Origin of the sequence: Methylobacterium sp. WL1, assembly GCF_008000895.1 — a bacterium.
In the GTDB taxonomy this organism is placed as follows: domain Bacteria; phylum Pseudomonadota; class Alphaproteobacteria; order Rhizobiales; family Beijerinckiaceae; genus Methylobacterium.
Genome location: NZ_CP042823.1, coordinates 1,874,130 through 1,899,837, shown reverse-complemented (window position 1 = coordinate 1,899,837; position 25,708 = coordinate 1,874,130). Strand labels below are relative to the sequence as shown.

The 25,708-nt window shown below is 65.5% G+C and carries 21 protein-coding genes and 3 pseudogenes; 6 read left to right on the top strand and 18 right to left on the bottom strand.

Going from position 1 to position 25,708, the window contains the following annotated elements; translation table 11 throughout:
* The first annotated feature begins 377 nt into the window (after positions 1-377).
* Positions 378-2,597, top strand: a complete 2,220-nt coding sequence (locus FVA80_RS09410; protein ID WP_147909022.1) for a TonB-dependent siderophore receptor — start codon at positions 378-380, stop codon at positions 2,595-2,597.
* Positions 2,598-2,895: 298 nt separating this feature from the next.
* Here the strand turns inward: FVA80_RS09410 and FVA80_RS31165 are convergent.
* The 10 genes and pseudogenes from FVA80_RS31165 to FVA80_RS09360 form a co-directional block, all read right to left on the bottom strand.
* Positions 2,896-3,179, bottom strand: a pseudogene (locus FVA80_RS31165) (methyltransferase); the annotation flags it as partial.
* Positions 3,180-3,527: 348 nt separating this feature from the next.
* A complete protein-coding gene (locus FVA80_RS09400) occupies positions 3,528-4,985 on the bottom strand; it encodes an MmgE/PrpD family protein (RefSeq protein ID WP_147909023.1) in 1,458 nt (485 codons plus the stop codon).
* 52 nt (positions 4,986-5,037) lie between these two features.
* Positions 5,038-6,342, bottom strand: coding sequence for an MFS transporter (locus FVA80_RS09395; protein WP_147909024.1), 1,305 nt, complete (start codon positions 6,340-6,342; stop codon positions 5,038-5,040).
* Between the two features lie 113 nt (positions 6,343-6,455).
* A complete protein-coding gene (locus FVA80_RS09390) occupies positions 6,456-7,145 on the bottom strand; it encodes a 4-carboxy-4-hydroxy-2-oxoadipate aldolase/oxaloacetate decarboxylase (protein ID WP_147909025.1) in 690 nt (229 codons plus the stop codon).
* Positions 7,142-7,867, bottom strand: coding sequence for a PIG-L deacetylase family protein (locus FVA80_RS09385; RefSeq protein ID WP_147909026.1), 726 nt, complete (start codon positions 7,865-7,867; stop codon positions 7,142-7,144). Before FVA80_RS09385 ends, FVA80_RS09390 begins: the two co-directional genes overlap by 4 nt.
* Positions 7,868-8,074: 207 nt before the next feature.
* Entirely contained in the window at positions 8,075-8,971 is an 897-nt protein-coding gene (locus FVA80_RS09380; protein WP_147909027.1) for a LysR family transcriptional regulator, read from the bottom strand.
* Positions 8,972-9,073: 102 nt separating this feature from the next.
* Positions 9,074-9,430: a hypothetical protein gene (locus FVA80_RS09375; protein ID WP_147909028.1), complete on the bottom strand. Its 357-nt coding sequence runs from the start codon at positions 9,428-9,430 to the stop codon at positions 9,074-9,076.
* Between the two features lie 9 nt (positions 9,431-9,439).
* Positions 9,440-9,865 carry an alpha/beta hydrolase gene (locus FVA80_RS09370; protein ID WP_147909029.1) on the bottom strand — a complete coding sequence of 142 codons (426 nt, stop codon included), beginning with the start codon at positions 9,863-9,865 and terminating at the stop codon, positions 9,440-9,442.
* 207 nt (positions 9,866-10,072) lie between these two features.
* Positions 10,073-10,864, bottom strand: coding sequence for a LysR family transcriptional regulator (locus tag FVA80_RS09365; protein WP_147909030.1), 792 nt, complete (start codon positions 10,862-10,864; stop codon positions 10,073-10,075).
* 62 nt (positions 10,865-10,926) lie between these two features.
* Positions 10,927-11,187, bottom strand: a pseudogene (locus FVA80_RS09360) (methyltransferase); the annotation flags it as partial.
* Between the two features lie 203 nt (positions 11,188-11,390).
* Between FVA80_RS09360 and FVA80_RS09355 the strand changes: the two are divergent.
* Positions 11,391-11,765: a response regulator gene (locus tag FVA80_RS09355; RefSeq protein WP_147909031.1), complete on the top strand. Its 375-nt coding sequence runs from the start codon at positions 11,391-11,393 to the stop codon at positions 11,763-11,765.
* A 184-nt stretch (positions 11,766-11,949) separates the two neighbouring features.
* On the opposite strand, the gene FVA80_RS09350 is transcribed toward FVA80_RS09355, so the two are convergent.
* The 3 genes and pseudogenes from FVA80_RS09350 to FVA80_RS09340 form a co-directional block, all read right to left on the bottom strand.
* Entirely contained in the window at positions 11,950-12,210 is a 261-nt protein-coding gene (locus FVA80_RS09350) for a hypothetical protein (protein ID WP_147909032.1), read from the bottom strand.
* Between the two features lie 838 nt (positions 12,211-13,048).
* A pseudogene (locus tag FVA80_RS09345) lies at positions 13,049-13,918 on the bottom strand (IS110 family transposase); the annotation flags it as partial.
* Positions 13,919-13,953: 35 nt separating this feature from the next.
* Positions 13,954-15,122, bottom strand: a protein-coding gene (locus FVA80_RS09340) for an IS3 family transposase (RefSeq protein ID WP_147911033.1) whose coding sequence is annotated in 2 segments (ribosomal slippage) — positions 13,954-14,858 and positions 14,858-15,122 — 1,170 coding nt in all. Because the reading frame shifts where the segments join, the coding sequence is not laid out codon by codon here.
* 280 nt (positions 15,123-15,402) lie between these two features.
* On the opposite strand from FVA80_RS09340, the gene FVA80_RS09335 reads away from it, so the two are divergent.
* Genes FVA80_RS09335 through FVA80_RS09320 form a run of 4 tightly spaced genes read left to right on the top strand, consistent with a single transcriptional unit; the run spans position 15,403 to position 19,099 of the window.
* Positions 15,403-16,416 carry an ABC transporter substrate-binding protein gene (locus tag FVA80_RS09335; RefSeq protein ID WP_147910372.1) on the top strand — a complete coding sequence of 338 codons (1,014 nt, stop codon included), beginning with the start codon at positions 15,403-15,405 and terminating at the stop codon, positions 16,414-16,416.
* 10 nt (positions 16,417-16,426) lie between these two features.
* Positions 16,427-17,287, top strand: coding sequence for an ABC transporter ATP-binding protein (locus tag FVA80_RS09330; protein ID WP_246692331.1), 861 nt, complete (start codon positions 16,427-16,429; stop codon positions 17,285-17,287).
* A gap of 1 nt (position 17,288) precedes the next feature.
* Positions 17,289-18,134: an ABC transporter permease gene (locus tag FVA80_RS09325; protein WP_147910373.1), complete on the top strand. Its 846-nt coding sequence runs from the start codon at positions 17,289-17,291 to the stop codon at positions 18,132-18,134.
* Between the two features lie 44 nt (positions 18,135-18,178).
* Complete coding sequence (locus FVA80_RS09320; protein ID WP_147910374.1) at positions 18,179-19,099, top strand: acetamidase/formamidase family protein; 921 nt, start codon at positions 18,179-18,181, stop codon at positions 19,097-19,099.
* Between the two features lie 119 nt (positions 19,100-19,218).
* Here FVA80_RS09320 and FVA80_RS09315 read toward each other — a convergent pair whose 3' ends face one another.
* The 5 genes from FVA80_RS09315 to FVA80_RS09295 form a co-directional block, all read right to left on the bottom strand.
* Positions 19,219-20,295 carry a P1 family peptidase gene (locus tag FVA80_RS09315; protein ID WP_147910375.1) on the bottom strand — a complete coding sequence of 359 codons (1,077 nt, stop codon included), beginning with the start codon at positions 20,293-20,295 and terminating at the stop codon, positions 19,219-19,221.
* Complete coding sequence (gene gsiD / locus FVA80_RS09310) at positions 20,292-21,188, bottom strand: glutathione ABC transporter permease GsiD (protein WP_147910376.1); 897 nt, start codon at positions 21,186-21,188, stop codon at positions 20,292-20,294. Before gsiD ends, FVA80_RS09315 begins: the two co-directional genes overlap by 4 nt.
* A 7-nt stretch (positions 21,189-21,195) precedes the next feature.
* Positions 21,196-22,116 carry a glutathione ABC transporter permease GsiC gene (gene gsiC, locus FVA80_RS09305; RefSeq protein ID WP_147910377.1) on the bottom strand — a complete coding sequence of 307 codons (921 nt, stop codon included), beginning with the start codon at positions 22,114-22,116 and terminating at the stop codon, positions 21,196-21,198.
* 108 nt (positions 22,117-22,224) lie between these two features.
* The gene (gene gsiB, locus FVA80_RS09300) at positions 22,225-23,772 is read right to left on the bottom strand and encodes a glutathione ABC transporter substrate-binding protein GsiB (RefSeq protein ID WP_246692330.1); all 1,548 of its coding nucleotides are present in this window, start codon (positions 23,770-23,772) and stop codon (positions 22,225-22,227) included.
* A 33-nt stretch (positions 23,773-23,805) separates the two neighbouring features.
* A complete protein-coding gene (locus tag FVA80_RS09295) occupies positions 23,806-25,707 on the bottom strand; it encodes a dipeptide ABC transporter ATP-binding protein (protein ID WP_147910378.1) in 1,902 nt (633 codons plus the stop codon).
* Position 25,708 lies beyond the last annotated feature (1 nt).

Below are 25,708 nucleotides of genomic sequence, written 5' to 3'. Positions count from 1 at the left end.
GATCCGGTGCGCGGCATACCAATGTGAACGATCGCCCGTCGCATGTTTGCTGGTCTCCATGACGGCAAACAGCGTATCCGTGGGAATTATGCCCACAACAAGCCTTCACATCGACGTGAGGTGCGATCGCGCACGTTCGTCGGCTGGATCCAGCTCGGCAACTTCGGTCGCTGACGATGTGGCAAGGTTTACTTCCCTCCTGGGCGCAGATCGCTCCGGCACGGACAGGGGGCTTTCAATAATCCCTAGCTTAGAACATCTTCAGATTTGAACCGTTGTAAGTGTGTGTTTTATAACACCTTTTCGACTTGATCAATGATCCGTGAGCGGCGATCACATTGGCATTGCGCTGTTCCGGGCGCGCGCCGACGTGATCCATGTCTCACCACCTCTCGCTGCTCTCCGTGCTTCTCGCCACCACCGCTCTGGCCGGTCCCGCGGCGGCGCAGGGTGGCACCGTTCAGCTCAACGAGATCTCGGTCGAGGCGGCAGGACCCGGTAGCTCCGCCCCGGGGCCGGTCGGCTCCGGCGGCCTCAACGTCAGCGCCGGCGACGGTGGTACGGGCGCCACCAGCGGCGGTGGTGGTGGTCCGTCCGGGATTACAGGCTACACGGCGCGGGTCGTCACGACGGCAACGAAAACCAACACCCCGCTGATCGAAGTCCCACAGTCGGTCTCGGTGGTCACGCGCGAGCAGCTCAACGACCGCAACGTTCAGACCTTGAGCGATGCGATCAACTACGTCCCGGGCGCCATATCGGCCCGATCGGGCTTCGACCCACGCTTCGATCAGATCTTCATCCGCGGCTTCGACGTGCTCACCAATCAAGGCATCTACCGCGACGGCTTGCGCGTAATCGGCACCGGCTTCGCCTACCCGAAAAGCGAGCCCTACGGTGCAGAGTCGCTCACCATCCTGCGCGGGCCTGCCTCCGGCCTCTACGGCCTCGGCTCGCCTGGCGGCATTCTCGACATCACGAGCAAGCGTCCCGTCTTCGTGCCGTTTGGCGAGGTGCAGTTCCAAGCCGGCAACTTCGACCGCTTCCAGGGCAACTTCGACATCGGCGGTCCGATCGAGGGTTCCGGCGGCACCATGGCTTACCGTCTAACCGGCGTGCGCCGCGAGGCGGGCACCTTCATTGGTCTCGGCACAACCGACGACCAGCTCTACCTCGCTCCCGCCTTCACCTGGAAGCCGTCGGCCGACACCACATTTACGTTCCTGAGCGAGTTCCAGGTCACCAACACGCCGGCGGCGACGTTCTTCTACAACGACCCGGGCTTCCGGGTGTCCAAATTCTACCAGGGTGATCCGCGCTTCATTGGGCTTGACCAGACGCAGTACCGGGTTGGCTACGCCTTCGAGCACTTCATCACGCCAGACCTCGTGTTCCGTCAGAACTTCCGGCACTACGGGCTGTTCCTGAGCGGCAAGTACGTCGACATCAACAACATCAACGAAGCGCGCACGATCGGCACGCGTGACACCGGCTACATCCGTGAAGGCCTGGTGCAGCAGACGCTGGACAACCAGCTCGAGGCGCGTTTCGCCACCGGTCCGGTCGCCCACACTGTGGTCGGCGGCGTCGACTACGCTCGGTACAGCCTGAGCGCGCGCTTCGGCTTTGGCCTAGCCCCGGACCTGAACCTCATCACGCGCAACTACGGCCAGCAGTTTATCCCGACGCCTACCCTAGCGCCCGCTTCACGCCAGACCCAGGATCAGATCGGGGTCTACCTGCAGGATCAGGCCAAGTTCGGCGATTTCATCCTGACGCTCAACGGACGCCACGACTGGGTCTTCCAGGACAACTACGCCACCCCCGACAGCGCGGTCTCGCGCCAGGACAATAGCGCCTTCACCGGCCGCGTCGGCCTCGGTTACATCCTGGCGCCTGGGCTCGTGCCGTACGCGAGCTATGCCACGACTTTCACCCCGCAGGTCGGCCAAGACCGGAACGGCCAGGCGTTCAAGCCGGCGACCGGCGACCAGATCGAAGCGGGGGTGAAGTACCTGATCCCCGGCACCAACATCCAGACGGCGTTTGCCGGCTTCGACATCAACCAGTCGAGCATCCTGATCCCCGACGCGGGCAACCTCGCATTCCAGACCGCTGGCGGCGCCGTGCGCTCGAAGGGCTTCGAGGCCGAGGCGACTGCCAACCTCGCGCCCGGCACGAACCTGACCATCGCCTACACGCACGTCGACATCCGGTTCGTGAACTCGGTCTCGGCCACCGGTCAGTCGATTGCTGGGAACCGCGTGTCCGGTATCCCCAGCGACACCTACGCATCGTTCCTGACCTACGCGTTCCCGCCTTCCTCGCTCCTGCGCGGTCTTCAGATCGGCGGCGGCATCCGCTTCATCGGTACGAGCTTCGCCGACGACCAGAATACGGTGCGCAATACTGCAGTCACACTCTACGATGCGCTAGTGGCCTACGATTTTGCGGCGCTCGATCCGAAGTACAAAGGCTTCCGCGCGCAGATCAACGCCTACAATATCTTTGACCGGAACTACACGACCTGCTCGTTCGGTTTCTGCAATTTCAACCAGCCGGCGAGGGTCATAGGCAGCCTGATCTATCGGTGGTGAGAGGGTCCGTCTCCGGCGGCTGGGTGTTTGGGTGCCGAGCTGCCACACCGGCACGACGAACGTAGCCTGTTACATGGCAGGCTGCGGTTGAAACGCCATGGGCGTAAGAGGTCGACTTGCACGAAATTGATCTGGCTCCGACCTACCAAGATACCCTCCGACTTGCTCAACTTCGGAAACAGGCGAAGCGCCTCGGCCTGAAACTGTCGAGATCATGCTGGCATCAGCCTTATGTCTGGAACCGTCGTGGCTTGATCCTTCTCGACAACCGGGACGAAGTCGTCGCGGGTGCTGGTTACTTGTAGGTGAGCACCTCCATGGTGATGAGGCGATCCCCGGACGCCCGTGCGCTTCGGCGAGCCAGATGCCCGAGTAGCCGAAGGACGTGCCGAGTTCGAGGTTGGTCGGCGCCTGAGAGCTGCGCGCCAGGATGTTGAGAAGCTGACCGGTCTGCGACTCCACGGCCCGCATGCGCTGGTCCTGCCCACCATCCCGGACCCCAGGCGCCTGACGGGGCTGCATCCGTTCCTGCTGAATTGTCTGGTGGTAGGCGTCGAGTACCGCTGCGATCTTCTCGTCTATCAAGCGCGGTCCACGGACAGGGCTGCTGCATCAAGAGCAGCCGCGATCTTCTGCGCCGCCGCTTGATCGATCGATCCGCTTCTGAGGCGCAGGCACTGTCGGCAGCGACGGGTTCGAGACCGGCATCCGATGCCTCCTCGGTTCGGATGAGGATCAACGTGCGGAAGAACGATCCGACACCCTCAGCACCGAAAGTGCGGATAAACCAATGACTAACGCTGTTTGACAGCCTGAAGTCGCCCATCAAACTTCGAGGGCCGTGTCACCGCCTCTCGTTCCGTACCTGGATGGCCGAGGTCGCGATTTGGCCCGATTCGAGCGGGGGTGAGGCTTGTTACGAACGGCGTGTCAGCTCGCGATCAGCGATCGTAGCGCACGGACATCCGCCAGGTTTTCGAGGTCGTTGAGGCGGGCGATCAGTTCGTCCGCCCGCGACGCCCCGAGCACCGGCACGATCAGGTCGCGCACCTTCGCGTTGACACGCTCGGTGCTCAAGGGGTTCTCCTTCGTTCCAGGGGGGAACTTCGTGAAGTGCTCCAGCCTGCGACCGTCGGCGAGGATGACCTCGACCCGTGCGCTGCGCGGGGCATCCCGCGTCATCAGTGCCGGATCGCCCATGACCTCGACCTTTTCGCGAAGGGCGCGGATCGTGGGCTCCTGCAGCAGGCTCGCATCGTGGCTGTCGGCGAAGGAGACGGCTCCCCTCACGAGTGCCAAGGCGACGAGGTGCTGGCAGTTCACGTCCGGCATGGCACTGTGTCCGACGATACCGATCGCATCGGTCGGCAGATGCACCAACACCTGCCGGACATCTTCATCGCGCACGTCATGCCGGTTGCGTAGGGTCAGCACAGCGTCGAGCGGCGACTGGATCGGATAGCCGACCGAAAACGTCTTGATCGCCGTCTCGGTGACGAAGAAGCGGCTGCCGAGACCCTCCAGCATCGCCTCGGGCTTCGGATCGGTGGAGAGCGCGATGAAGAGGTTGTGCGTGCCGTCGAGGACGTCAGAGACGCCGGTCAGGCCGGCTTGGACCATGGAGACCGCGGTGACGCCGTTGCGGGCGCCCATGCCGGCGAAATCGAACGCCTTCTCGATGTGGTCCTCGTCCTTCACCCAACTCCATAGGCCGGAGACCTGCTGCGCGGCGTAGGACAGCGCGAAGCGCATGCCGCGTTCGTCGAAGCGCGCGAGCGCGGCGGCGGCACCGAGCGCTCCGAACGTAGAACTTGTCCCCTCGGCGCTCCGATGCGTGCCGCGTACGAGGTCCGGCCCGAGCGCCAGCAGCAGGCGGCAGCTGAGGTCGTATCCAAGAGCAACGGCGCGGATCATCTCAGCACCCGAGCGGCCTTCCTTCTCGGCCATGGCAAAGGCCGCGGGCACGGTCGCGGAGCCCGGATGCGCCTTGGTGACCGGCTCGAAGTCGTCCGTCTCGTCGGCATGGGCACACATTGCGTTGGCGAGTGCCGCGTCGATCGCAGTCGTACGCAGGTCCGACGCGACGACCGAGGCTTGGGCGACGCCCCCGATGCTGCGGACATACGACGTCGCCATCTCGCCTGGACGCATCCGGGCGCCGGAGACCATGGCACCGAAGGTGTCGAGGATGCGATGCTTGCAGGCCAGCAGGACCTCGGGCGGCAGGGGCCTGTCGCGTGCCTCGACCATGTAGCGGGCGAGCCGTCCGGTGACGTCGCTCCCGGCGGAAACGGCGTGGGCAGGGAAGGTGGAGGCGGCCAGCAGGCTGCCGCCCCCCTGAAGGAACCGGCGGCGATGGGTGGTACCCCCCAATGCTTCCCACATCATTCTCGTACTTCCCTTGGGCTACTCATTGCGCAGTCATGCTTCGGGGTCGAGCTTACGCCGAGGCGATCCTTGGCGACCTTTCATCCTGGCCTGCCATCATATCCTGGTCGATCCCCTTGCCGTGCAGGTCGGCTCCTGCCGTCTCCGGCAGGAACAGCGCCGCGCAGAAGGCCGTACCGTAGGCACACAGGGCGCAGATGCCCATCGCCGTCCCGAGCGGCACGGTCGCGGCCAGGATGCCCACCGTGGCGGGAACCACCGAGCCGAACCCACGCCCGCCACCGAGGCAGAAGCCCTGGCCGCTCGCCCGGATCGTGGTCGGGAATAGCTCCGCGAAGGTCGGCAGCATGCCAGAGGCGAGGGCTCCCTGGAACGCGCCGAGGAAGAAACTCAGTACGATGGTGGTATCGAGGCCGATCGGCGCGAGCAGGAGGATGGCGACGTTGCTCGATTGCAGGACGAGGAAGGTCATGAAGGCCGGGCGGCGCCCGATCCGGTCTGACAGCCAGCCGAAGAGCAACGGCCCGACGAGCGATCCTAGGATGTTCATCGCGAGGTAGCCCGTGCTCGACTTGATCGATAGACCGAGGGCGATCCGCAGGTAGCTCGGCAGCCAAGTGATCATCACGTAGGCACCGCCGAAGATGCCGGTCGACATGATCGCCGCCGCAATCGTGCGTCGCAGGTACGAGCCGGTGAAGATGGTCCAGAACGGCGGCGGGACGGTGCCGGCGAGCTCCGCCGCGCGGGCTTCGGTGTAGATGCCGGACTCCGGCACGAGCCTACGGATGAAGAACACGAGCACGGCTGGGATGATGCCGATGGCGAAGAACACCCGCCAGCCCATCTCCTCAGAGAACAGCGCGGCGATGACGGGTAAGAGGCTCACCGAGATCGCGTAACCCACCGCGTAGCTGCTCTGGACCGAGGCCGCGACCCGGCCGCGGAGCGCCGGGCGGATGACCTCGCTGATCAGCACCCCGCCGACGGCCGCTTCTCCGCCGTAGCCGAGGCCCTGGAGGAAGCGGACGGCGGCGAGCGACCAGAAATCGCTCATGAACGCGGCCAGGCAGGTGAAACCGGCGACCATGAGGATGGTGACCTGCAGGATACGCACCCGACCCAGCCGGTCGGCCAGGATGCCGGCAGCCCAGCCGCCGACCGCGGCGCCCGCAAGTGATGCGGTGGCGAGGTATCCGGCCTCGGCTTGGCTAAAGCCGAGGGTCGCGATCAGCGCCGGGATGACGAGGGCGTAGATCGTGGTGTCCATGGCGTCGAGGCCGAAGCCGGCAAAACAGGCCCAGTAGGTCCGCCGTTCCGTTTGGTCGAGTTTCGAGTACCATCCGAGCTTAATCATGGGGCGTTTCCTCCAGCCGTGCGGGATCGTGCCCGCGCGACGCCGCCGGGCGGGACGTGTCGGTCGGAGCCGCCTCTTTCCGGGTGGCTTGCCGACCGGGAACTCAGGCAGTGTCAGTCCGCGAGGTCGTCGAGGTATTCGAGCCCGGCCGCGGCCAGGGTCTCGCGCATCCGGTAGAGGTCGAGCCCGAGCTCACCCGACGCCAGGCGGTCGCGCTTGGCGATCTCGTTGGCGGCGCGGGCATCCGCCTTGGCGGCCACGTCCACGGCATCCCAATGGGGCACCACCACGACGCCGTCGTCGTCGGCCACGACAGCGTCACCCGGACGGATCAGAGCCCCGGCGCACACCACGGGAACGTTCACGCTGCCAAGCGTCGCCTTCACCGTGCCTTTGGCCGAGATCGCGCGCGACCAGACCGGGAAGTTCATCTCCTTGAGGGTGCGGACATCGCGGCAACCCGCGTCGATGACGAGGCCGATGCCGCCGCGCGCCTTGAGGGATGTCGCGAGAAGGTCACCAAACATGCCGTCCGTGTTGTCGGTCGTGCAGGCCACCACCAGCACGTCGCCGGGGCGGCATTGCTCGATGGCCACATGCAGCATCCAGTTGTCGCCCGGTTGCGCCAGGACGGTCACGGCGCTGCCGGCCACGCTCGCGCCGGGCCAGATCGGGCGCATGTAGGGCTTGAGCAGGCCGACGCGCCCTTGCGCTTCGTGGACGGTGGAGACGCCATGCTCGGCCAGTGTCGCCGCCACCTCGGGCGCGATCCTGGGTATGTTGCGGACGACGACGGTCCTCATGCCAGTTCCCCCACGGTCATCGGGAACAGCCGCTGGTAGGCCTCGCCGTAGGTCATCGTCGTCCCGGAGTTGCGGGCCCCCTGGACGCCGCGGTTGAGGGCGACGCGGTCGTAGTATTCCCAGAGGTGCTTCTGGGCGGCGAGCACCTGGAACGCGCGGAACTTGGTCTGCCAGACCGCGTCGATGTTCAGGATGACCTGGGGCTTGAAGTTGCACTGCTCCGGCTGGTGCGGCTCGAACAGGAAAACCGGCGGGGCGCTGTAGCTGCGGTCCGGGTCGGGCTTGTGCCCTGCGGCCTGGGCGATCACCCGGGCCTCCTGTGCGACGTGGGCGGCGACGGGATGGTCGAAGTTGTAGGGGTCCTCCAGCGCGTGCGTCAGCACAAAGGACGGCTTCGTCTCGCGATAGACATCGACCAGTCGGTCGAGAACCGCCTCTCCGACGCGCAAGGGATAGTCGCCGACGTCCAGGAACTCGATCTCGGCGCCGAGGATGCCGGCCGCTTCCTCTGCCTCGGCGCGGCGCTGCGCCTTGACGTCCTCGATGCGCACGCCGGCCTTCTTCCAGGCCCACTGGCTCTCGCCGCGCTCGCCGTAGGAGAGGCAGACGATCTTCATGCGGTAGCCCTTGCTGGCGTGCAGGGCGATGGCGCCGCCGGCGCGCCAGACGAAGTCGCCCGGGTGTGCCGTCACGACGAGGCCAGCTTTCGCTTGCGTTGTCATGTCCGTCCTGTCCTCCCAGTATTGCGGCGAGGCCCTCGGGCACACGCACTATTGTGCATTCATCGGTAGCTCCAACGCCAAACTGAAACAAATGAATAGATTGCGGCTTTTCATTCATTTTATCGAACAATTAGCTTGGCCGGGATCATGCGGTCTCATGGCCGCTGAACCGCATCGAGCCGCACATACCTCGATTGCCGAGGACGCTCAGAGGGTGCCGAAATAGTTCCGGATCGCCCGCGACAGGCTCTCGGCGAGAGGCGACAGCGTGTGGCCCCGCCGTGTGACGATGCCGATGGTGCGCGAGATGCTCGGTCCCCGGACTGGAACGGCGACGATCCCGCCTTCCTGCGCCGACTGGAATGCGAGGCGCGGAACGACGGTGACACCTAGCCCGCCCGACACCATGCCGATGGCCGTGGCGACGCGGTGCACCTCGTAGACCCAACGCATGTCCGCGTAGCGCCCACCCAAGCCGGCGGCGATGAGCAAGTTATTGCCGGTCTGCTCCCCGATCTTGATCATCACCTCGTCCTGCAACTCGGACCAAGTCACCGCCTTCGCAACCGACAGCCGGTGGCCGGCCGGGCACACCAGCACGAACGACTCCTGATGGATCGGCGCGATGTCGAGGTCGTAGTGCTGGGCCGACATGATGGTGATGCCGAACTCCGCATCGCCGGCCCTGACGCGCTCGACGATGGCGGTGGCCGAATGGTCGATGACGCGGAACAGGACGCCCGGGTGGGAGGCGTCGAAGCCCCGCAGGATGATCGGCAGGTGGTAGGTGGCGATCGTCGGTAGGCAGCCGAACCGGACGACATCCTGGTTCTCGCGTCCTTGCTTCCGCAACGTCCCGAATAGTTGGGACAGTTCCTCAACGATGCGTCGCGCGCTCGGGAGGAGTTCGACCCCGGCGGGCGTCAGGGTCACCTGCCGCGTCGTGCGGGCGACCAGCTTGACCCCGAGTTCGTCCTCCAGCTTCTTCAGGCGGTGGCTCAGCGCCGCCTGCGACAGGTTCAGGCTCGCGGCCGCACGGTTGAAGCTCCCCCAGTTGGCGATGCTCAGGAACGCCTGGAGCCCAAGAAACTCGATACGCTCCACGGCCTGGCCTCGCTCCCATCCGAGTGTCCGGGAAACGCCCGCCGGTGCCGAGGGTGGCTCCGGCGGTCGGACAATTCAATCCCGACCCGATGGGGGCGGCCTTCAGCGGGTGATGTCGTCTCCGACACGTTCGTCCCATGGACTGCCGAGATACGGATAGAGCGCCGAGCGGAAGCTCCGCACGTAATCCGCTTCGCCATGGCTGTCGTACGCGGCCCTGGTCGCGAACGCCTGGATCAGGATGAAGTGGTTGAGCGACCCGCTCTGCCGCACCAGCGTGGCCGAGAGGACGGTGGGGTCCTTGCGGACGCCCTGGATGTAGTCGGTCAGCATACGTGTGCCGTCGGCCTGCTTGCTAGGCATCAGATCGACGTTGACGACGGAATGCAGGATCTCCTCCGCCATCGCCGGCAGGGCGATGGCGAGCATGACGACTGCGGTAAGTACACGAAGGAGCATGGTCGGCCCTCAGGACTTCAGGAAAGCAAGGAGGTCGGACTTGAACCGGTCGGGCATTTCCAGATGTGGCACGTGACCGACATCCGGCAACGAGACGAAGCGCGCGGCGCCTGGTTCACCCATCGCTTCCTGGGCGGCTTGGTGGATGCCTGGCATCCGTGCCTTCACCAGCGTCTCGGTCTCCTGCGGTGCGATGTAGGCGCGGTAGTCGACCAGGCCAATCGGGTCTTCCAGCACGAGTTGTTCAACCCGTTCGGGAGCCATGGTCGCCAGGCGAACCGCGAGTGCGCCTCCTGTCGAGTGGCCCGGCACGGTGATACGCCCGAGCGAGAGCGCGTCCGCCAGGGCGAGGGTGTTCCGGGCAATGGCTTCGAAGGAGCAGTCGACGTCGGGCTCGGACGATTCGTCGAATCCGATCTGGTCCGGCACGATCACGGCGCTTTCAACCCGATGAGCATGGCTGAGAGTGGAAGCAAGCCGTGCCCTTTCCTCCGCAGGGGTTTGGTGCTGACATCAATTAAGTGCCCCCATCCCACGCGGAGCGGGTCCACCTTCCGCCGATAGTTTCCTGGAGCGTTCGATCTGATGCCGGGCCGCATTCCGGCTGCGTGCCGTCAGAGGCCATTCCGAGCGGTGAATGAGCTAGAGGGTATCCACGACGGGCTCGTCCCATTCGACGACACGGATCGCTTCCGGCTTGCCGAAGGCGCGTCGGGCATAGCGTGGGATCACCGTGAAGCCGAAGCCACGGGCGACCGGCTCCAGGATCAGGCCGACCTGATTGCTGAAGCCGCGAAGGGGTAGGCCACGAACGTCACGGTGACCGGCGAAGCGGCGGCTCAGCAGGCGGGATGCCATGGCGTGACAGTCCGGATGGTCGACGAAGCCGATCCGCTCCACGTCCGACCACTTCCGAACCTCCTCGCCGACCGGGACGACGAGTTCGAGGGCTTCCTCTGCGAACTCGCTTGCCGCCAGGCGCGGATCGTCCGGTCTCACCGTTGTGACGCCAAGCTCGAACCAGTTGTTCAGCACGGCGTCCAGCACCTCGTGGTCGGGTGCGAAGCGGTGCCATATGACGAGGCCGCGCTCGGCCGCCTGCATGTCGAGAAGCAGGGGATTGAGGAACAGTCCGATGCTTCCCGGTGTGATCAGGCCGACCTCGCCTGTCGCCGCATCCGCATCTGCGAGGCGGGCTCGCATGCGTCGGTCGGATTGCTCGACCTCCCGACAGTAGTCGAGGAGGGCCGAGCCCGCCGGAGTAAGTTCGAGACGGCGTGGACGGCGGAGGAGTAGAGGCCCGAGTTCCGCCTCCAGGTACCGGACGTGCTGCCTAACCGCGGCCTGGGTCAGGCCCAGGCTCTCCCCCGCGCGGGTGAAGCTCCCGAGGTCGGCCAGGACCGCGATGGTCCGCGCCCATTGAGCGTTCAGCATTACGATAATTTATCATCGTGATAAGTTGGGCCCGCTTCACCTTATGCGGTTGCATCCTCCACGTAGGCGCGGGTGTCCTCCCGGTCCGGGCGGACATTGTCCGCGACCAGCATTGCGCCGGGATTGAGCTTGAGCATCACCGCCTCCAGGCACGGTACGTAGAGTTCCTTCCAGAGGTCCATCAGGAAGAAGTCGATGCCCTCGAGCAGCTCGCTGATTATGCGCACGGCGTCACCGACCCGGAAGTCAATATGCTCGGCGAGTCCCGCCTTTTCCCGCGTGAAGGCGGACTTGTAGGCGTGCAGCTCCATGGTGATGAGCCGGACCGCCCGCCTGTGCTCCGGCAAAGCTATCCGTGAGCGCCGCGGCCAGCCCAGGACGACATCACGAAAGGGAGAGTGACGAACGTCCCAATCGCCTTCTCCCGGTGCAGCCGCGCCCAGGAGGCCGCCTTCTGCAAACGGCAACCGGTCAAATGATGCGATGTCGGGTCGCAACCAAACGACTTAACCTGTGTTGCGATCCCATGACGACGAAACGCTCCATGGAAGCATCGGCCGTCCTCGTCGTCGAGGATGACGACCTCGTGCGCCTGTGCGCCGTCGAAATGCTGGAGGATGCCGGTTTCGAGATCGTCGAGGCACGCCATGCCGACGAGGCTTGGTTCATCCTGCACGAGCGCTCCGACATCGGTGTCCTGTTCACCGACGTCGACATGCCGGGCTCGATGTGCGGAGTGACCCTGGCCGGACGCGTACACGATGCCTGGCCTGACATCCGCCTGGTCGTGACCTCGGGTCGGCAACGTCTGGGCGACGGGGATATCCCGGACCACGGCCTGTTCGTGTCCAAGCCGTACAGCGTGGATCAGGTCGTCGACGCCATCCACGACGCTACCTGATCGGGTCGGCCCGACACGGTGCCTCTTCGCGTTGGGCGAGATTAAAATGTTTTCGGTCTGACTTGCATTCGAATCGGCCTGATCGGCTCGGGGCGGGATCTCGCGGATCGTTCCGCATAATTCCACCCCGTCGCCTGTCCTTGGTCATTGCGACCCAAGAGGGGCCCCTAGCAGTCCCTTCGGATCACATGCGGTGGTGGCGATGACCATGGCCATGGCGCATCATGTAACCGCGGTGATGATGGTGCCGCATCATGTGACCGCGGTGATGGTGATGGCGCATGTGATGACCGCTGTGGCCATGCATGCCGTCCATGCGGACGTCGACGATGTTGGTGGTGGCATCGACGGCGCCGATTATGCCGGGGGCGGCCGAGGCGGGGGCGGCGATGCCGATGGCGCCGAGCGCGGCCAGGGCTGCGGCGGCGATAAGGGACTTCCTCATGGGGGCTTCCTCGTGAATTATTGGTGGCCTGGACCGGGTCGGAGACCGATCCGGCGGCATCGAGGAACGGCCATGCTTCCAAGACCGTTCCGCGGGGTGCGTACTTCCAAGCCGGGCATGGATAAGGAAATGCCCTTCCGTGGTGCCGGCTCGGTCGGGGGCACGGCACGACCCGGCGTTCGCATGGGCACCCCGTGGGATCCCTTATGGCGGTGGGCGAGCGATAGCATCGCCGGCCATCCTTAATCCGGGCCGGGCGCACGCCGAAGCAAGCTTCCGAGGCGGCGCGGCGAACCGAGATCATGGCGCCCGCTGGATGACGTAGGTCATGACAATCGCGTCGTTGAGGCAGGTGCTCATTACGTTCGTCGAGGCGAGCTAATGGGACACAACATGCTGACGTTATGGCCCCCCCCGCTAATCAACGGCTTCAGGCTTTAGATGAGCCTCTGGAAGTTGTGACGCGCTACGTCGGCAACCGGTTATTCATCCGCGGTGGATTAGAACTCAAGCCTACGTCCGCTTTTGGGCTTCTTTCGTAGTAAATTATATGACTAGGTTGGGTCGCAACAGGACTGTCCTGTGTGGATGGCTCCCGCATTGCAAGCGGCGAATTGAGCTTCTGACGCTTTGGTCGGGTGCAGTCTTGTGTCCGGCCTGTTGATGCAGTCGTTCATGTTGACCGCTGGCCCTGATGGTATCCGCGAGCTGGGTCCCACTCTGCTTTGCGGGCTATGATGCCCTGGACATTCAGCGGGGTGTCCCGGCTCCCGGTCTGACCGGTTCGCCATCAACTCTCATCGTCCTCGCAACCTGGAAAAACCTCCGCGCCGTGCGGTCAGGCGGCCGTGGCCGCGGGTGCGCGGTAGGTGCCGCCGCGTGTCATGATCGCCCAGGCGACCCGCGCCGTGCGATTGGCGGCCGCAACGGTCACGACGCGCACCGGCTTGCGCTGGAGAAGGGCCGGCAGCCGCGAGTCGACCGACGTCGGCGCGGCCTTCGCGCGCCGGACCAGAGAAGTCATGCCGACTACGAGCAGGCGGCGCAGGTAGCGGTCGCCCATGCGCGAGATCCGACCCAGGCGCTCCTTGCCGCCGCTACAGTTCTGCAGCGGTGTCAGTCCCAACGAGGCGGCGAACTGCCGACCGGAGCGGAAGCGCTCGGGCTCGCTCACCGAGGCGGCCAGCGCCGTTGCCGAGACGATACCGACACCGGGGATCGTCGCCAGGCGCTGCGACAGGTCGTTTTCCCGATGCCAAGCGAGCAACTCCTTCTCCAGGCGGGTGAGCTGGATCTGCAAGGCGCCGATCTGGTCGGCCAGCCCGGTCACCACGCGTTGCGCCAGTGGTGGCACCTCGGCTGCGTCTCCGGCCGAGAGCCGGGCTGCCAGTTCGAGCGCGTGCCGCAGGCCCCGCGCCATCTCGATCCCGAACTCGGCGAGCAGGCCGCGGATCATGTTCACCAACTGCGTGCGTTGCTTGACCAGCAGGTCGCGCGTCCGGTGCAGCGCCAGCGCCGCCTGCTGCTCGGTCGACTTCACCGGCACGAAGCGCATGCTCGGGCGCGTCACCGCCTCGCAGATGGCAGCGGCGTCGTTCGCATCGGTCTTACCGCGCTTCACATACGGCTTCACGTAAGCGGGCGGCATCAGCCGAACCTCATGGCCGAGCTTCGTCAGTTCCCGGGCCCAGTGATGGGACGTGCCGCACTGGCCTGCCCCCATTCGGTGGCCCAGGTTCGAAGTTAGTGCATCGTCGGTCGCGTGACGATGGCGGGGTGAGCGAGCGGCCCTGAGCCGCTCGGTTCGGTTGGCCAGATGACGACCTCGGGCGCAGGTGGCTGGTAGCCGAGTGAGGAGTGTGGCCGGATGCTGTTGTAGTGCCTCCGCCATTGCTCGATCACGACGCTGGCCTCTTTGAGGGTGTAGAACACCTCGCCGTTGAGAAGTTCATCCCGCAGCTTCGCGTTGAAGCTCTCGCAATAGCCGTTCTCCCACGGACTGCCCGGCTCGATGTAGGCGGTCGCTGATCCAACCGCCGCGATCCAGTCCTGAACGGCCTTGGCGATGAACTCCGGCCCGTTGTCCGAGCGGATATGCCCTGGCACCCCGCGCAGGCTGAACAGGTCCGAGAGTACATCGATCACGTCCAATGCCTTCAGCTTACGAGATACGCGGATGGCCAGGCACTCGCGTGTGAACTCGTCGATGACGTTCAGCATCCGGTACTTGCGTCCATTGTGCGTGCGGTGCTCGACGAAGTCGTAGGACCAGACGTGGTCGGGACGCTCGGGCCGTAAGCGAAGGCAGGAGCCGTCGTTGAGCCAGAGGCGCGACCGCTTCGGCTGGCGAGCGGGAACCTTGAGGCCCTCGCGGCGCCAGATCCGTTCGACCCGCTTCACGTTCACCGTCCAGCCATCGCGCCGGAGCATCGCGGTGATCCGACGGTAGCCGTAGCGCCCATACTGCAGAGCCAGGGCGACGATAGCAGCCGTCAAAGCAGCCTCGTCCTCGACCATCACGGCGACTTTGCGCTGCGTCGAACGATGCTGACCCAGGACACGGCAAGCGAAGCGTTCGGACACACCGTGCTCGGCAACGACGTAGTCGACACAAGCCCGGCGGCGAGCCGGGCTCAGAAGTTTCCCGAAGCTGCCTCCTTCAAAATGAGCTTCTCCAGCGTCAGGTCCGAGATCGCCCGACGCAGACGCAGGTTCTCCGTCTCCAAGGACTTCAGCCGCTTGACCTGATCACCCTTCAGACCGCCGTACTCGGAACGCCAACGGTAATACGTAACCTCGGTCACCTCGATCGACCGGATTGCTTCAGCAACCTTGCGACCCTGCGAGACCAGGACATCGACCTGCCGCAGCTTAGCGACGATCTCTTCAGCCGTATGCTTCTTCCGTCCCATAAAAACATCCTCCAAATGGCCCAAAGCCATACATCAGGGAGGACCACTTTTCAGGGGGCAGGCCATCCTTAGCGCCGCCGAGCAGACGTGCGCAATGGATCCCACGCATACGGAGCAGATCCAAGATCGAGTACCCCCTATTGCCGGGAGCACTCGCGTGGTCTGGCAGCTAACTTGCTTCATACAGTGGCCGGCGGCGGCAATCGTACGATCGTGAACCGACGCCATCGCACGTCTGCGGCAATCGACCGATCGCCTCCTCGCGTCTCGCGGAGTTCGTATGCCTCAATCCTGGTCGCCACTGCTTGGTAGGCGCTCGATCCTGAAAGGTCTGGCCGGCCTAGCGGTCGGTGCGCCGCTGGCGCCGACGGCCGCGCGCGCCGCGGGCCTCAAGACCGTCCGCTTCAGCGAGGCCGTCCACAACCTCGGCTACATCAATCTCTACGTCGGAATGCACGCCGGCATCTTCGAGAAGAACGGCCTCGACATGCAGGTGAGTGCTGCCGGCGGCGACACGCAGACCTTCGCGGCCGTGCTCGGCGGCTCGTCAGATTTCGCCATCGGCGATCCGACGATGGCGGTGATCTCGCGCGAGAACGGCGGTCCCGGGATGGTCGTCGGCACCGTCGTTCAGCGGGCCCACTACTTTGCAGTCTCGAAGACGGTCGAGGCCTTCACCGATCCGAAGGGCTTCAAGGGCAAGCGGATCGCCACATCGCCGGAGCCCAACACCAACTTCAGCGTCACCAAGCGTCTCGTCGAGAGCAACGGGATGAAGCTCGGCGTCGACGCGACGATCGTGCCGGTAAGTCCCGGATCCGAGATCGCCGCCATGCTCGCGGGCGCGGCCGATATCGCGGTCGCCTTCCAGCCCGGCGTGGCGCAGGCCGTGGCGCAGGGCGCCAAGATCGTGTTCGATTTCTCGAACTATGTCGGGCCCTTCTGCAACACCGGGATCATGGTCCTACCCACAACCATGCAGAAGGATCCCACGACCGTCCAGGCCCTAGTGACGGCCTTTGAGGAGGCTGGGCGCAGGACCTACAGCGATCCCGACTACGCCAAGAAGGTCGCGCGGCTGGAGTTTCCGGACCTGCCTGAGAATGTAGTTGACGCGGCAATCGATGCCGAGCTGAAGTACAAGATCCCAGCCTCCAGCGTCGTGACGGAGAAGGACGCCTGGGAAAGCCTAATGGACATGCAAAAGTATCTTGGAAATATCAAGGGCACGCTCTCTTTCGATCAGATCGTCGACAATACGTTTGCCGACAAGGCCGCGAAGCGCGCCGGTTGACTGGTGCCCTGTGTCCGAAGGCCTCCTGCACGCCGCGACCAACCCCACGCCTCCTCTCGCCGTCGAGCGCCTCGCCAAGGCGTATCGGACGGGCAGTCACGTCCTGCCCGTCGTCGGCGATCTCACCTTCGCGCTCGCTCGCCGGGAGATCGTCGCGATTGTCGGGCCCTCTGGCTGCGGGAAGACCACGCTCCTCAATGCCGTCTGCGGTCTGACACCGGTGGATGCCGGGCGCATCCTCTGGAATGGCTTGCCCCTCGACCGACGTGGTCGGCCGCCGAGCGGGATCGGCTACATGCTGCAGAAGGATCTCCTGCTGCCCTGGCGCACGGCCCTCGACAACGTGAAACTCGGGACCGAACTGCGCGGGATGCCCCGTGGGTTAGCGGATGAGCGGGCACGCGCGCTCCTTGACCAGCTCGGTCTGCACGGGTTCGCCGGTGCCTATCCCGCGACCCTATCCGGCGGCATGCGCCAGCGCGTGGCCCTCGCACGCACACTGATCAACGATCCGGACGTCCTGCTGTTCGACGAGCCCTTCGCGGCGCTCGACTTCCAGACGAAGCTGCTGATCGAGGCCGACACGGTGCGGCTCGTGCGCGACGGCGGCAAATCCGTGCTTCTGATCACGCATGACATTGAGGAAGCCGTCTCGGTGGCCGACCGCGTCCTCGTGCTGAGCGGGCGGCCGACCACCGTCAAGGCCTCCTACACGATCGACCTCGACTGCGCGCCCGATGACATGATCGGGGCCCGGGAGAGCGTCGGGTTTGGCGACTACGTCCGCCAGATCTGGGCCGATCTCGATATCCCACGCACTACGATCGGCGGCGCAGGTCGTGGGATCAGCCGCGCTGCAGCGAGGTCCTGAAATGTCGGATGCTGTGACCGGACCGGCAACGGAGGCCGGGACGAGCTGGGCTGTCCCATCTGCACCGCTGCGCGACGGCCCACGCCTGCGCTCGGGCGCGCTCGTCCTGCTCGTGCAGATCACACTGCTCGCGGCCCTGTTGGCGGCCTGGGAATGGCAGACGCGCCAAAGCCCGCAATCGTCTTTCCTGTTCGGCTCGCCCTCGGCGATCGGCCGGTTCCTCTGGCAGGGTCTTGCCGACGGCACGCTCTTGCGCGACGCGGGCGTCACCGCCCTCGAAACGGGGCTCGGGTTCCTCATCGGCAACGTCGTGGGCACGCTCGCCGGTCTTTCTCTCTGGTACTCGACCTTCGTCTCGCGGGTCGTCCAGCCCTTCATCGTTGCGGTAGGCTCGATCCCGATCATCGCGCTCGCCCCGATCATCATCATCTGGTTCGGCACGGGGCTCGCCTCGAAGGTCGCGATGTCGACGCTGTCCGTCGTCGTGGTCGCCCTCGTGACCTCCTACAAGGGCGCGCTCGGCGTCGACCCGGACCAGATCAACCTCCTGCGGACTCTCGGTGCACGAAAGCCGCAGATCTTCACCAAGCTCGTCGTGCCGTCGAGCCTCGCCGACATCTTCGCCGGCTTGAAGCTCACTGTCGGCTTCGCGCTGATCGGCGCCATCGTCGGCGAGTTCATGTCGTCGTCCGTGGGGCTGGGCCACGCAATCTTCCAAGCGGGATCCCTCTACGCGATCCCGAAGGTCTTCGCCGCGCTGGTCGGCACGATCGCGCTGGCCCTCGTTCTGACTTTCCTAGTCGGCCGGGCCGAACGGGCGCTCATGCCTTGGCGGGATCATCTCTGACCCACGCCCCCTCGATACCACCGACATCGCCAAAGGAGTTCCATGTGACGCAGCGCATCAGCAAACAAGGAACGATCAAATACGCCCTCTCGGGCGACGAGCCCTTCGTCGCGACGATCGCACCCGGCGAGATCGTCACGGTTGAATGCGTGATCAACATTGGTGACGGGGTCATAAAGGAACTCGGGCAGAACCTGACCGAGGCCGACGTTACCTTCCCGTTCGTGAATGGGGCGACGGGGCCGATCGAAGTCGCGGGCGCGAAGCCGGGCGACATGCTGAAGGTCGAAATCCTCGACATGGAACTGGGCCAACGCGGCTACAGCTCCCTCTGGCCCGGGCACGGCATGTTTCCGGACTGGGTGCGCCGCAAGGAATGGGGCATCCGGACAAAGATCGTCGATGTAAACGACGGTCATGTCATCTGGAATGACCGTCTCCGGCTGCCGGTGAAGCCGATGGCCGGCGTCATCGGCGTCGCGCCCGTCCATGGTGCAGTCCTCACGGTCGACAACGGCACGCATGGCGGCAACCTCGACGTTCAGGAGGTCACTACCGGCAACATGGTGATGCTGCGGGTCGAGAAGGCCGGCGCGCATTTCTTCATCGGCGATTGTCACGCGCTCCAGGGCGACGGCGAAGCGGTTGGGATGGGGGCGATCGAAATCGGTGCGAACGTGACCCTGCGGGTGAGCCTCGTGCCCGCGCCGGCGCGGCTCGGCCACCCGCGGATCGAGACGCCCACGCATATCTGCACGCTCGGCTGCGCCCGTCCGCTTGAGGACGCGATGCGCATCGCGTTCGCCGACATGATCTACTGGCTTGCGGACGAGTGGAACATCCCCGAACCGGAGGGTTACCTTCTGCTCGCACAGATCGCCGAGGCGCGCTGCACGCAGATGGTCAATCCGAAATACACGTACATCTGCAAGGTGCCGAAGGTGATCCTCGCGGCTTTCCAGTGAGTCGAGCCGCAGACCTGCAATCCGGTCAATCGCCGGATCCGATCCTACCGAGCCAAGCAGTTCGGCCTGTAGATGCCGGCGTCGCCCTCGATGTCCGTCGAGATCAGGTCGCACATCAATCAGGCCCCGAGGATGTCGGCCCAGCTGGGCAGAAGTTCGGTCAGCGCGTGTCGCGTGTGGCCGGCTCGACCCGTCACCGTCTCGGCCCGCCACAGGGCATGGATGATCGCCTGCTCGATTCCGTCGGCGGCGGCCTCGAACAACGGATCGAGCTCCGCGTCGTGAAGCAGGACGGGCATGGGCGCTGGGCGTGTGGGATCGTGCGGCACGGTGTAGGCGGTCGTGAAAGCGAGAGCGATGTCGCCGCTACCGTGGCCGAACACCGACCCGGTCCGGGCAAGGCCCGCGCCGGCGCGCCGGGCGACCCGACGCAACTGGCGCGCGTCGAGCGGCGCATCGGTGGCGACGATCATGATGATCGATCCCTTCTCCGGGGTTTCCGCGCCTGCTACCTCGTCCTCTGAAGCGGTCCTGAGGTAGGGCGCAAGCGGCTTGCCGCAGACTCGGATCTGAGACGGCTTGCCGAAGTTCGACAAGACGAGCGTGCCCACAGTGAATCGGCCGCGCGCTGGCGTGCGGATCCGCCGGGAGGCGGTACCGATGCCACCCTTGAACCCGAAACTCGACATCCCGCGCCCGGCACCGACCGACCCTTCCGCCACGGTGGTCCCGGCCGCGCCGACCGCGTCGCGATAATGAGCCGGTTCGACCGCCATGCGCTGGATGTCGTTGAGATGGCCGTCGTTGCACTCGAACACGAGCGGGTTGACGGTTGGCAACCCGCGCCCGATCTCAGGATTGGCAGTGATCGCGATCCGGATCTGGGCGGCCGCCACCGCCGGCACGCTGAAGGTGTTGGTCAGGGCGACGGGCGTCTCCAGCACACCGAGTTCCTCGACCTGCATGAGGCCGACGGACTTGCCGAATCCGTTGAGCACCACGCCGGCCGCCGGGACCCGGTCCCGGTATAGATCGCCACCGTGCGGCAGGACGACCGTCACCCCGGTCTGCACCTCCCCGTCGGCCAGCGTGCAATGGCCGACAGTCACGCCCGCCACATCGGTGATGGCGTCGCGGGCGCCCCGCGGCAGGCGCCCGACCCGCGGCGCCGGGCGAGGAGAGGCGGGCGCCGTCATTGGCGATCGATCTTCGGGTCAAGGGCGTCCCGAAGACCATCCCCGAGGAGGTTGAAGGCGAGCACCGTGAAGAAGATCGCCAGGCTCGGGAACAGGGCTACGTGCGGCGCCGAGACCATGTCGGCCCGGGCTTCGTTCAGCATGGCCCCCCATTCGGGCGTCGGCGGCTGCGCGCCCATCCCGAGGAAGGACAGGCTCGCCGCCGTGATGATCGAGGTGCCCAGCCGCATCGTGAAGTAGACGACGATACCCGAGATCGTACCCGGGAGGATGTGCCGAAAGAGGATTGTCCGGTCGGGAGCACCGATGCTGTGCGCGGCCTCGATATAGGTGGTGTTCTTCAGGACCAAGGTCGTGCCGCGCACGAGCCGCGCGAAGGCCGGAACGCTGAAAACGGACACGGCTACGACGACGTTGACGAGCCCCGAACCGAGTATCGCCACGACGCCGAGGGCGAGTAGGATTCCCGGGAAGGCGAACAGGACGTCTGACATGCGCATGACCAGCCGGTCCCACCAGCCGCCGTAGTAGCCCGCCAGCAGACCGAGAAGCGTACCGACGAAGCCGCCGACGGCGACCGAAAGGAAGCCTGTAGCGAGGGAGATCCGCGCACCCTCGATGATGCGACTAAGGATATCCCGCCCGAGGGGATCGACGCCCAACCAGTGTGCGACCGAGGGGCCCTCGTTGATCCGGTCGTAGTCAAAGTCGTTGACGGCGTCGTAGGGGACGATCCAGGGAGCCAGAACGGCGATCACGACCAAGAGGGCGATGAAGCCGAGCGCAGCGACGGCGACACGCTGGCGCCGGAACTTGCGCAGGAACTCGGACCACGGCGTGCGCACGCCGCTGGGGACGGATGCAATCGCGGCGGGGACGACGGTTTCGATCACGGCCAGCTCAGCTGTAGCGAATGGTCGGGTTGATGAGACCGTAGAGCACGTCCACGACCAGATTGATCAGGATGAACTCCAGGGAGAACAGCAGGACCAAGGCCTGGATCACCGGATAGTCGCGCTGATTTACGGCATCGACGAGCAGACGGCCGATGCCGGGCCAGTTGAACACCGCCTCCACGACGATTGAGCCGCCGAGGAGGAAACCGAACTGCAGGCCCATCATGGTGACGACGGGGATCAGGGCGTTGCGCAGGCAGTGCTTGGCGATGACGCTTCGCTCCTTCAGCCCCTTCGCTCGAGCCGTGCGCACGAAATCCTCGCCGATCACCTCGATGAAGGCGGCGCGCGTGAAGCGAGCCATCACGGCGGCGACGGCGGCGCCGAGGGTCAGCGAAGGCAGGATGTAGTGCCACCACGTCGCCGCACCGACGGTGGGCAGCCACCCGAGCTCCACCGAGAAGATCTGCATCAGGAGGATGCCCAGCGCGAAGGCGGGGAACGAGATGCCGGAGACGGCGAGCGTCATGCCGAACCGGTCGGGCCACTCGTTCCGGTAGACCGCGGAGACGATGCCGATCATGAGGCCGAAGGCGACGGCCCAGGCCATGCTGGTGAGCGTCAGCAGCAGCGTCGGCATGAAGCGCTCGCCGATCTCGACGGCGACCGGGCGGCGAGTGCGGATCGAGACGCCGAAATCGCCCTGCGCGAGGTGGGCGAAATAGCGGACGAACTGCTCGGGCAGCGACCGGTCAAGGCCGAGTTCGGTGCGCACCAGCGCCACCGTCTGGGCGTCGGCATCCTGTCCGGCCGCCAGGCGTGCCGGATCGCCCGGAAGCAGATGGACGAACAGGAACACCAGCACCGCGACGATCAGCAGCGTGGGCAGCAGCCCGAGGAGCCGCTTGAGCAGGAAGGTCAACATAGGCTCGCGCCTGCGATCGAAGGTTTTCGTGAGGAATGCGTGAACGCCTGCAGCGCGAGGCGGTCAGCCTTGAATGCCGCCTCGCGTCGGGTCCGGGGCCGGACGCGTCTAGGGCGTGACGGCGATCTCACCGGAATCGATGTTGCCGTCAGGCATGACGTAGACACCAGAGAGCCGCGCCGAGGTTGCGTAGAGGTTCTGCTCGGTCACGAGGGGCGCCCAGGGCGCATCCTTCATGACGATCTCCTGGGCCTTGGCGTACAGGTCGGTCTTCTCCGCGTCGCTGGTCGAGACCAGGGCCTTGGCCAGGAGAGAGTCGAATTCAGGGTTGCTGTAATAGGCCGTGTTGTTGAGCTTGGGCGGCCAGGCCTCCGTCGCCAGAAGCGGCCGTAGACCCCAGTCGGCCTCACCTGTCGAGGACGACCAACCGGCATAGTACAGACGGACCCGGGCCGTCTTCGGGTCGGGAGCGGTCTGAACCCACTCGGTGCGCTGGCCGGGCTCAAGCGCCTGGGTCTGCACCTTGATGCCGACCTGACCGAGCTGCTGCTGGATGAACTGGATCGCCTTCTGGGCGGTGGTCGTGGTGTAGGCGCTCCAGAGGCTTGCCTCGAAGCCGTTGGGGTAGCCCGCGTCCTTGAGCAGCTGGCGCGCCTTGGCGGGGTCGTAGGGCCACGGATTCATAGCGTGGGCATAGAGCACGCCCTGCGGGACGATGCCCTGCGCGGGGAAGGCGTAGCCGCTGAAGGCGACCTTGGCGAGCGCATCCTTGTTGATGGCGTAGTTGATCGCCTGACGCACCCTCAGGTCGTCAAACGGCTTCTGCAGCACGTTCATGCTGAGGTATCTCTCGATGATCGAGGCGTGCGCCTCGACCCTCAGCTTCTTGTTGGTCTCAAGCATCTTAGCCTGCTCGTAGGGGAGCGGGAAGGCGAAGTCGGCCTCTCCCGTCTGCAGCATGGCCGCGCGGGTGCCGTTCTCCGGGACAGGCTTCCAGGTGACGGTGTCGACCTTCGGGAGCCCGGCCTGCCAGTACGCGGCGAACTTTGCGCCCTTGACGTAATCGGTCTGCTTCCAGTCCACGAAGGTGAAGGGTCCGGTGCCGACCGGGTGGAAGGCGATGTCCTTGCCGTATTTCTTCAAGGCCGTCGGAGAGATGATCGCCGCCGAGGCGTGGGCGAGGGAATTGATGAACGGCCCGAAGGGCTCCTTCAGGGTGATGCGCAGGCTCGCGGGCGAGAGCACCTCGACCATCTTGATGCGGTTGAACTGATTGAAGCGGGCGAGGTGGTTCTCCGGATCGAGGACACGGTCGAGATTGGCTTTGACCGCTGCCGCGTCGAACGCCGTGCCGTCGTGGAATTTCACGCCTTCGCGCAGCGTGAACGTGTAGACGAGACCGTCCGGAGACATCTCGTAGTTCTGGGCAAGAACGTTGCGGACCTTGAGGTCCTTATCAAACCCGAAGAGCCCCTCGTAGAACGACTTGGTGACGGCCGTCGTGAGCGTCGTGTTTGTATTGTACGGGTCGAGCGTCTCGGGCTGGCCGCTGATCGCCAGGATCGGATCGCCCGCCGCCGTTGCGGGAGATACCGCTACGGTCAGGAGAGTGGAAGCAAGGAGCATACGCTCGAACACGGTCAGACCTCGGGGCATGGGGGCGATCCTACTGGCGGGATTGAGGCGGGGTCAGGCGGCAAGGCCACCGACCATGTGGCGGGCGACGAAATGGCCGGGACCGACCGCTACGAGGGGCGCCACGGGCGGCTCGTCGCCAAGCGACCGGATCGGGCTCGGGATCTCGTCGGTCATGAGCCGGCCAGCACGCAGGTGGCGGCGTGCTGGGTCGGCGACCGGTACCGCCGCCATCAGCTTGCGGGTGTAGGGATGCTGCGGGTTCTCGAAGATCGCCCGGCGCGGGCCGATCTCGACGATCTGACCGAGATACATGACCGCGACCCGGTGGCTGATCCGCTCGACTACGGCCATGTCGTGGCTGATGAAGAGGTAGGCGAGGCCGAACTCCTGCTGGAGGTCGAGCATCAGGTTGACGATCTGGGCTTGGATCGACACGTCGAGAGCCGACACCGCCTCATCGGCGACGATGACCTTCGGGTTCAGGGCGAGCGCCCGGGCGATGGCGATTCGCTGGCGCTGGCCACCCGAGAACTCGTGCGGGTAGCGCTGGGCTTGGTCGGGGGTGAGACCAACGCGCTCAAGGAGCCAAGCCCCGCGGGCTTCGGCCGCCCGGCGGGTCGCGATCCGGTGAACGAGAAGCGGCTCCATGATCGAGAAGCCCACCGTCAGGCGTGGGTCGAGGGACGCGTAGGGGTCCTGAAAGATGAACTGGATATTCCGCCGCAGGCCGCGCAGCTGTCCGGCAGGCAGGTCGCGGACGTTTCCGCCATCGAACTCGATCAGGCCACTCTGGCTCTCGACCAGACGCAGGAGCGAGCGGCCCGTCGTCGACTTGCCGCACCCGGATTCGCCGACCAGAGCGAGAGTCTCTCCGGGATGGAGATCGAAGCTGACCCGCTCGACCGCGTGGACCCGGCGGCGAACGCGGTCGAGTAGGCCGGCGCGAATGTCGAACCGGGTGACGAGGTCGCGCACCCGCAGGATCGGTGCGGCGCCGGGGCGAATGGTGTCGTGGGGCGGCGCCTCGTCCGGCGGGGCCATATCCGCCGGAAGCTCGGCTCGCAGCAGATCGAATTTTTTCGGCAGATCGCTTCCTGCCATCGCTCCGAGCCGCGGGACGGCGGCCAGGAGAGCACGGGTATAGCCGTGGCGAGGGTCTGCGAAGAGTGCCGGGGCCGGCCCCTCCTCGACCTTGTCGCCGCGGTACATCACCAGCACGCGGTCGGCGATCTCGGCCACGACGCCCATGTCATGGGTGATGAAGACGACACCCATCTTCATCTCGGCCTGAAGGCTGCGGATAAGTTCGAGGATCTGCGCTTGGATGGTGACGTCGAGGGCGGTGGTCGGCTCGTCGGCGATGAGCAACTGGGGCTTGCAGGCCAGGGCCATGGCGATCATCACGCGTTGGCGCATCCCGCCGGAGAGCTGATGCGGATAGCGCCCGAGCACGTTGCGCGCCTCGGGGATACGCACGAGATCGAGCATGCGCAGCGCCTCGGCCCGAGCAGTTGACGCGCTCTTCCCTTGATGGACGCGAATCGACTCCGCGATCTGATCCCCAGCCGTGAAGACCGGGTTCAGCGAGGTCATCGGTTCCTGGAAGATCATCGCGATCTCGGCGCCGCGGATCGCGCGCATCCGAGCGTTCGAGGCACCCGCCAAGTCGACGATTTCGCCCGAGCGCCGCCGAAACGGCATCCGCCCGGCCGCGATCCGGCCGCCGCCGTGTTCGACGAGACGCATCAAGCTCAGCGAGGTCACGGACTTACCGGAGCCGGACTCGCCGACGATCGCCAAGGTCTCGCCCGCGTCGACATGGAACGATAGGTCGCGGACCGCCTCCACGACGCGTTCGGAGGTGGCGAAGCGGACTGTCAGGCCCTCGACGGCGACGACTTGGCGGTCCGGCAGAACGGAATGGGAAGCGGTCCCGGATGCGGTGGCCAGCATG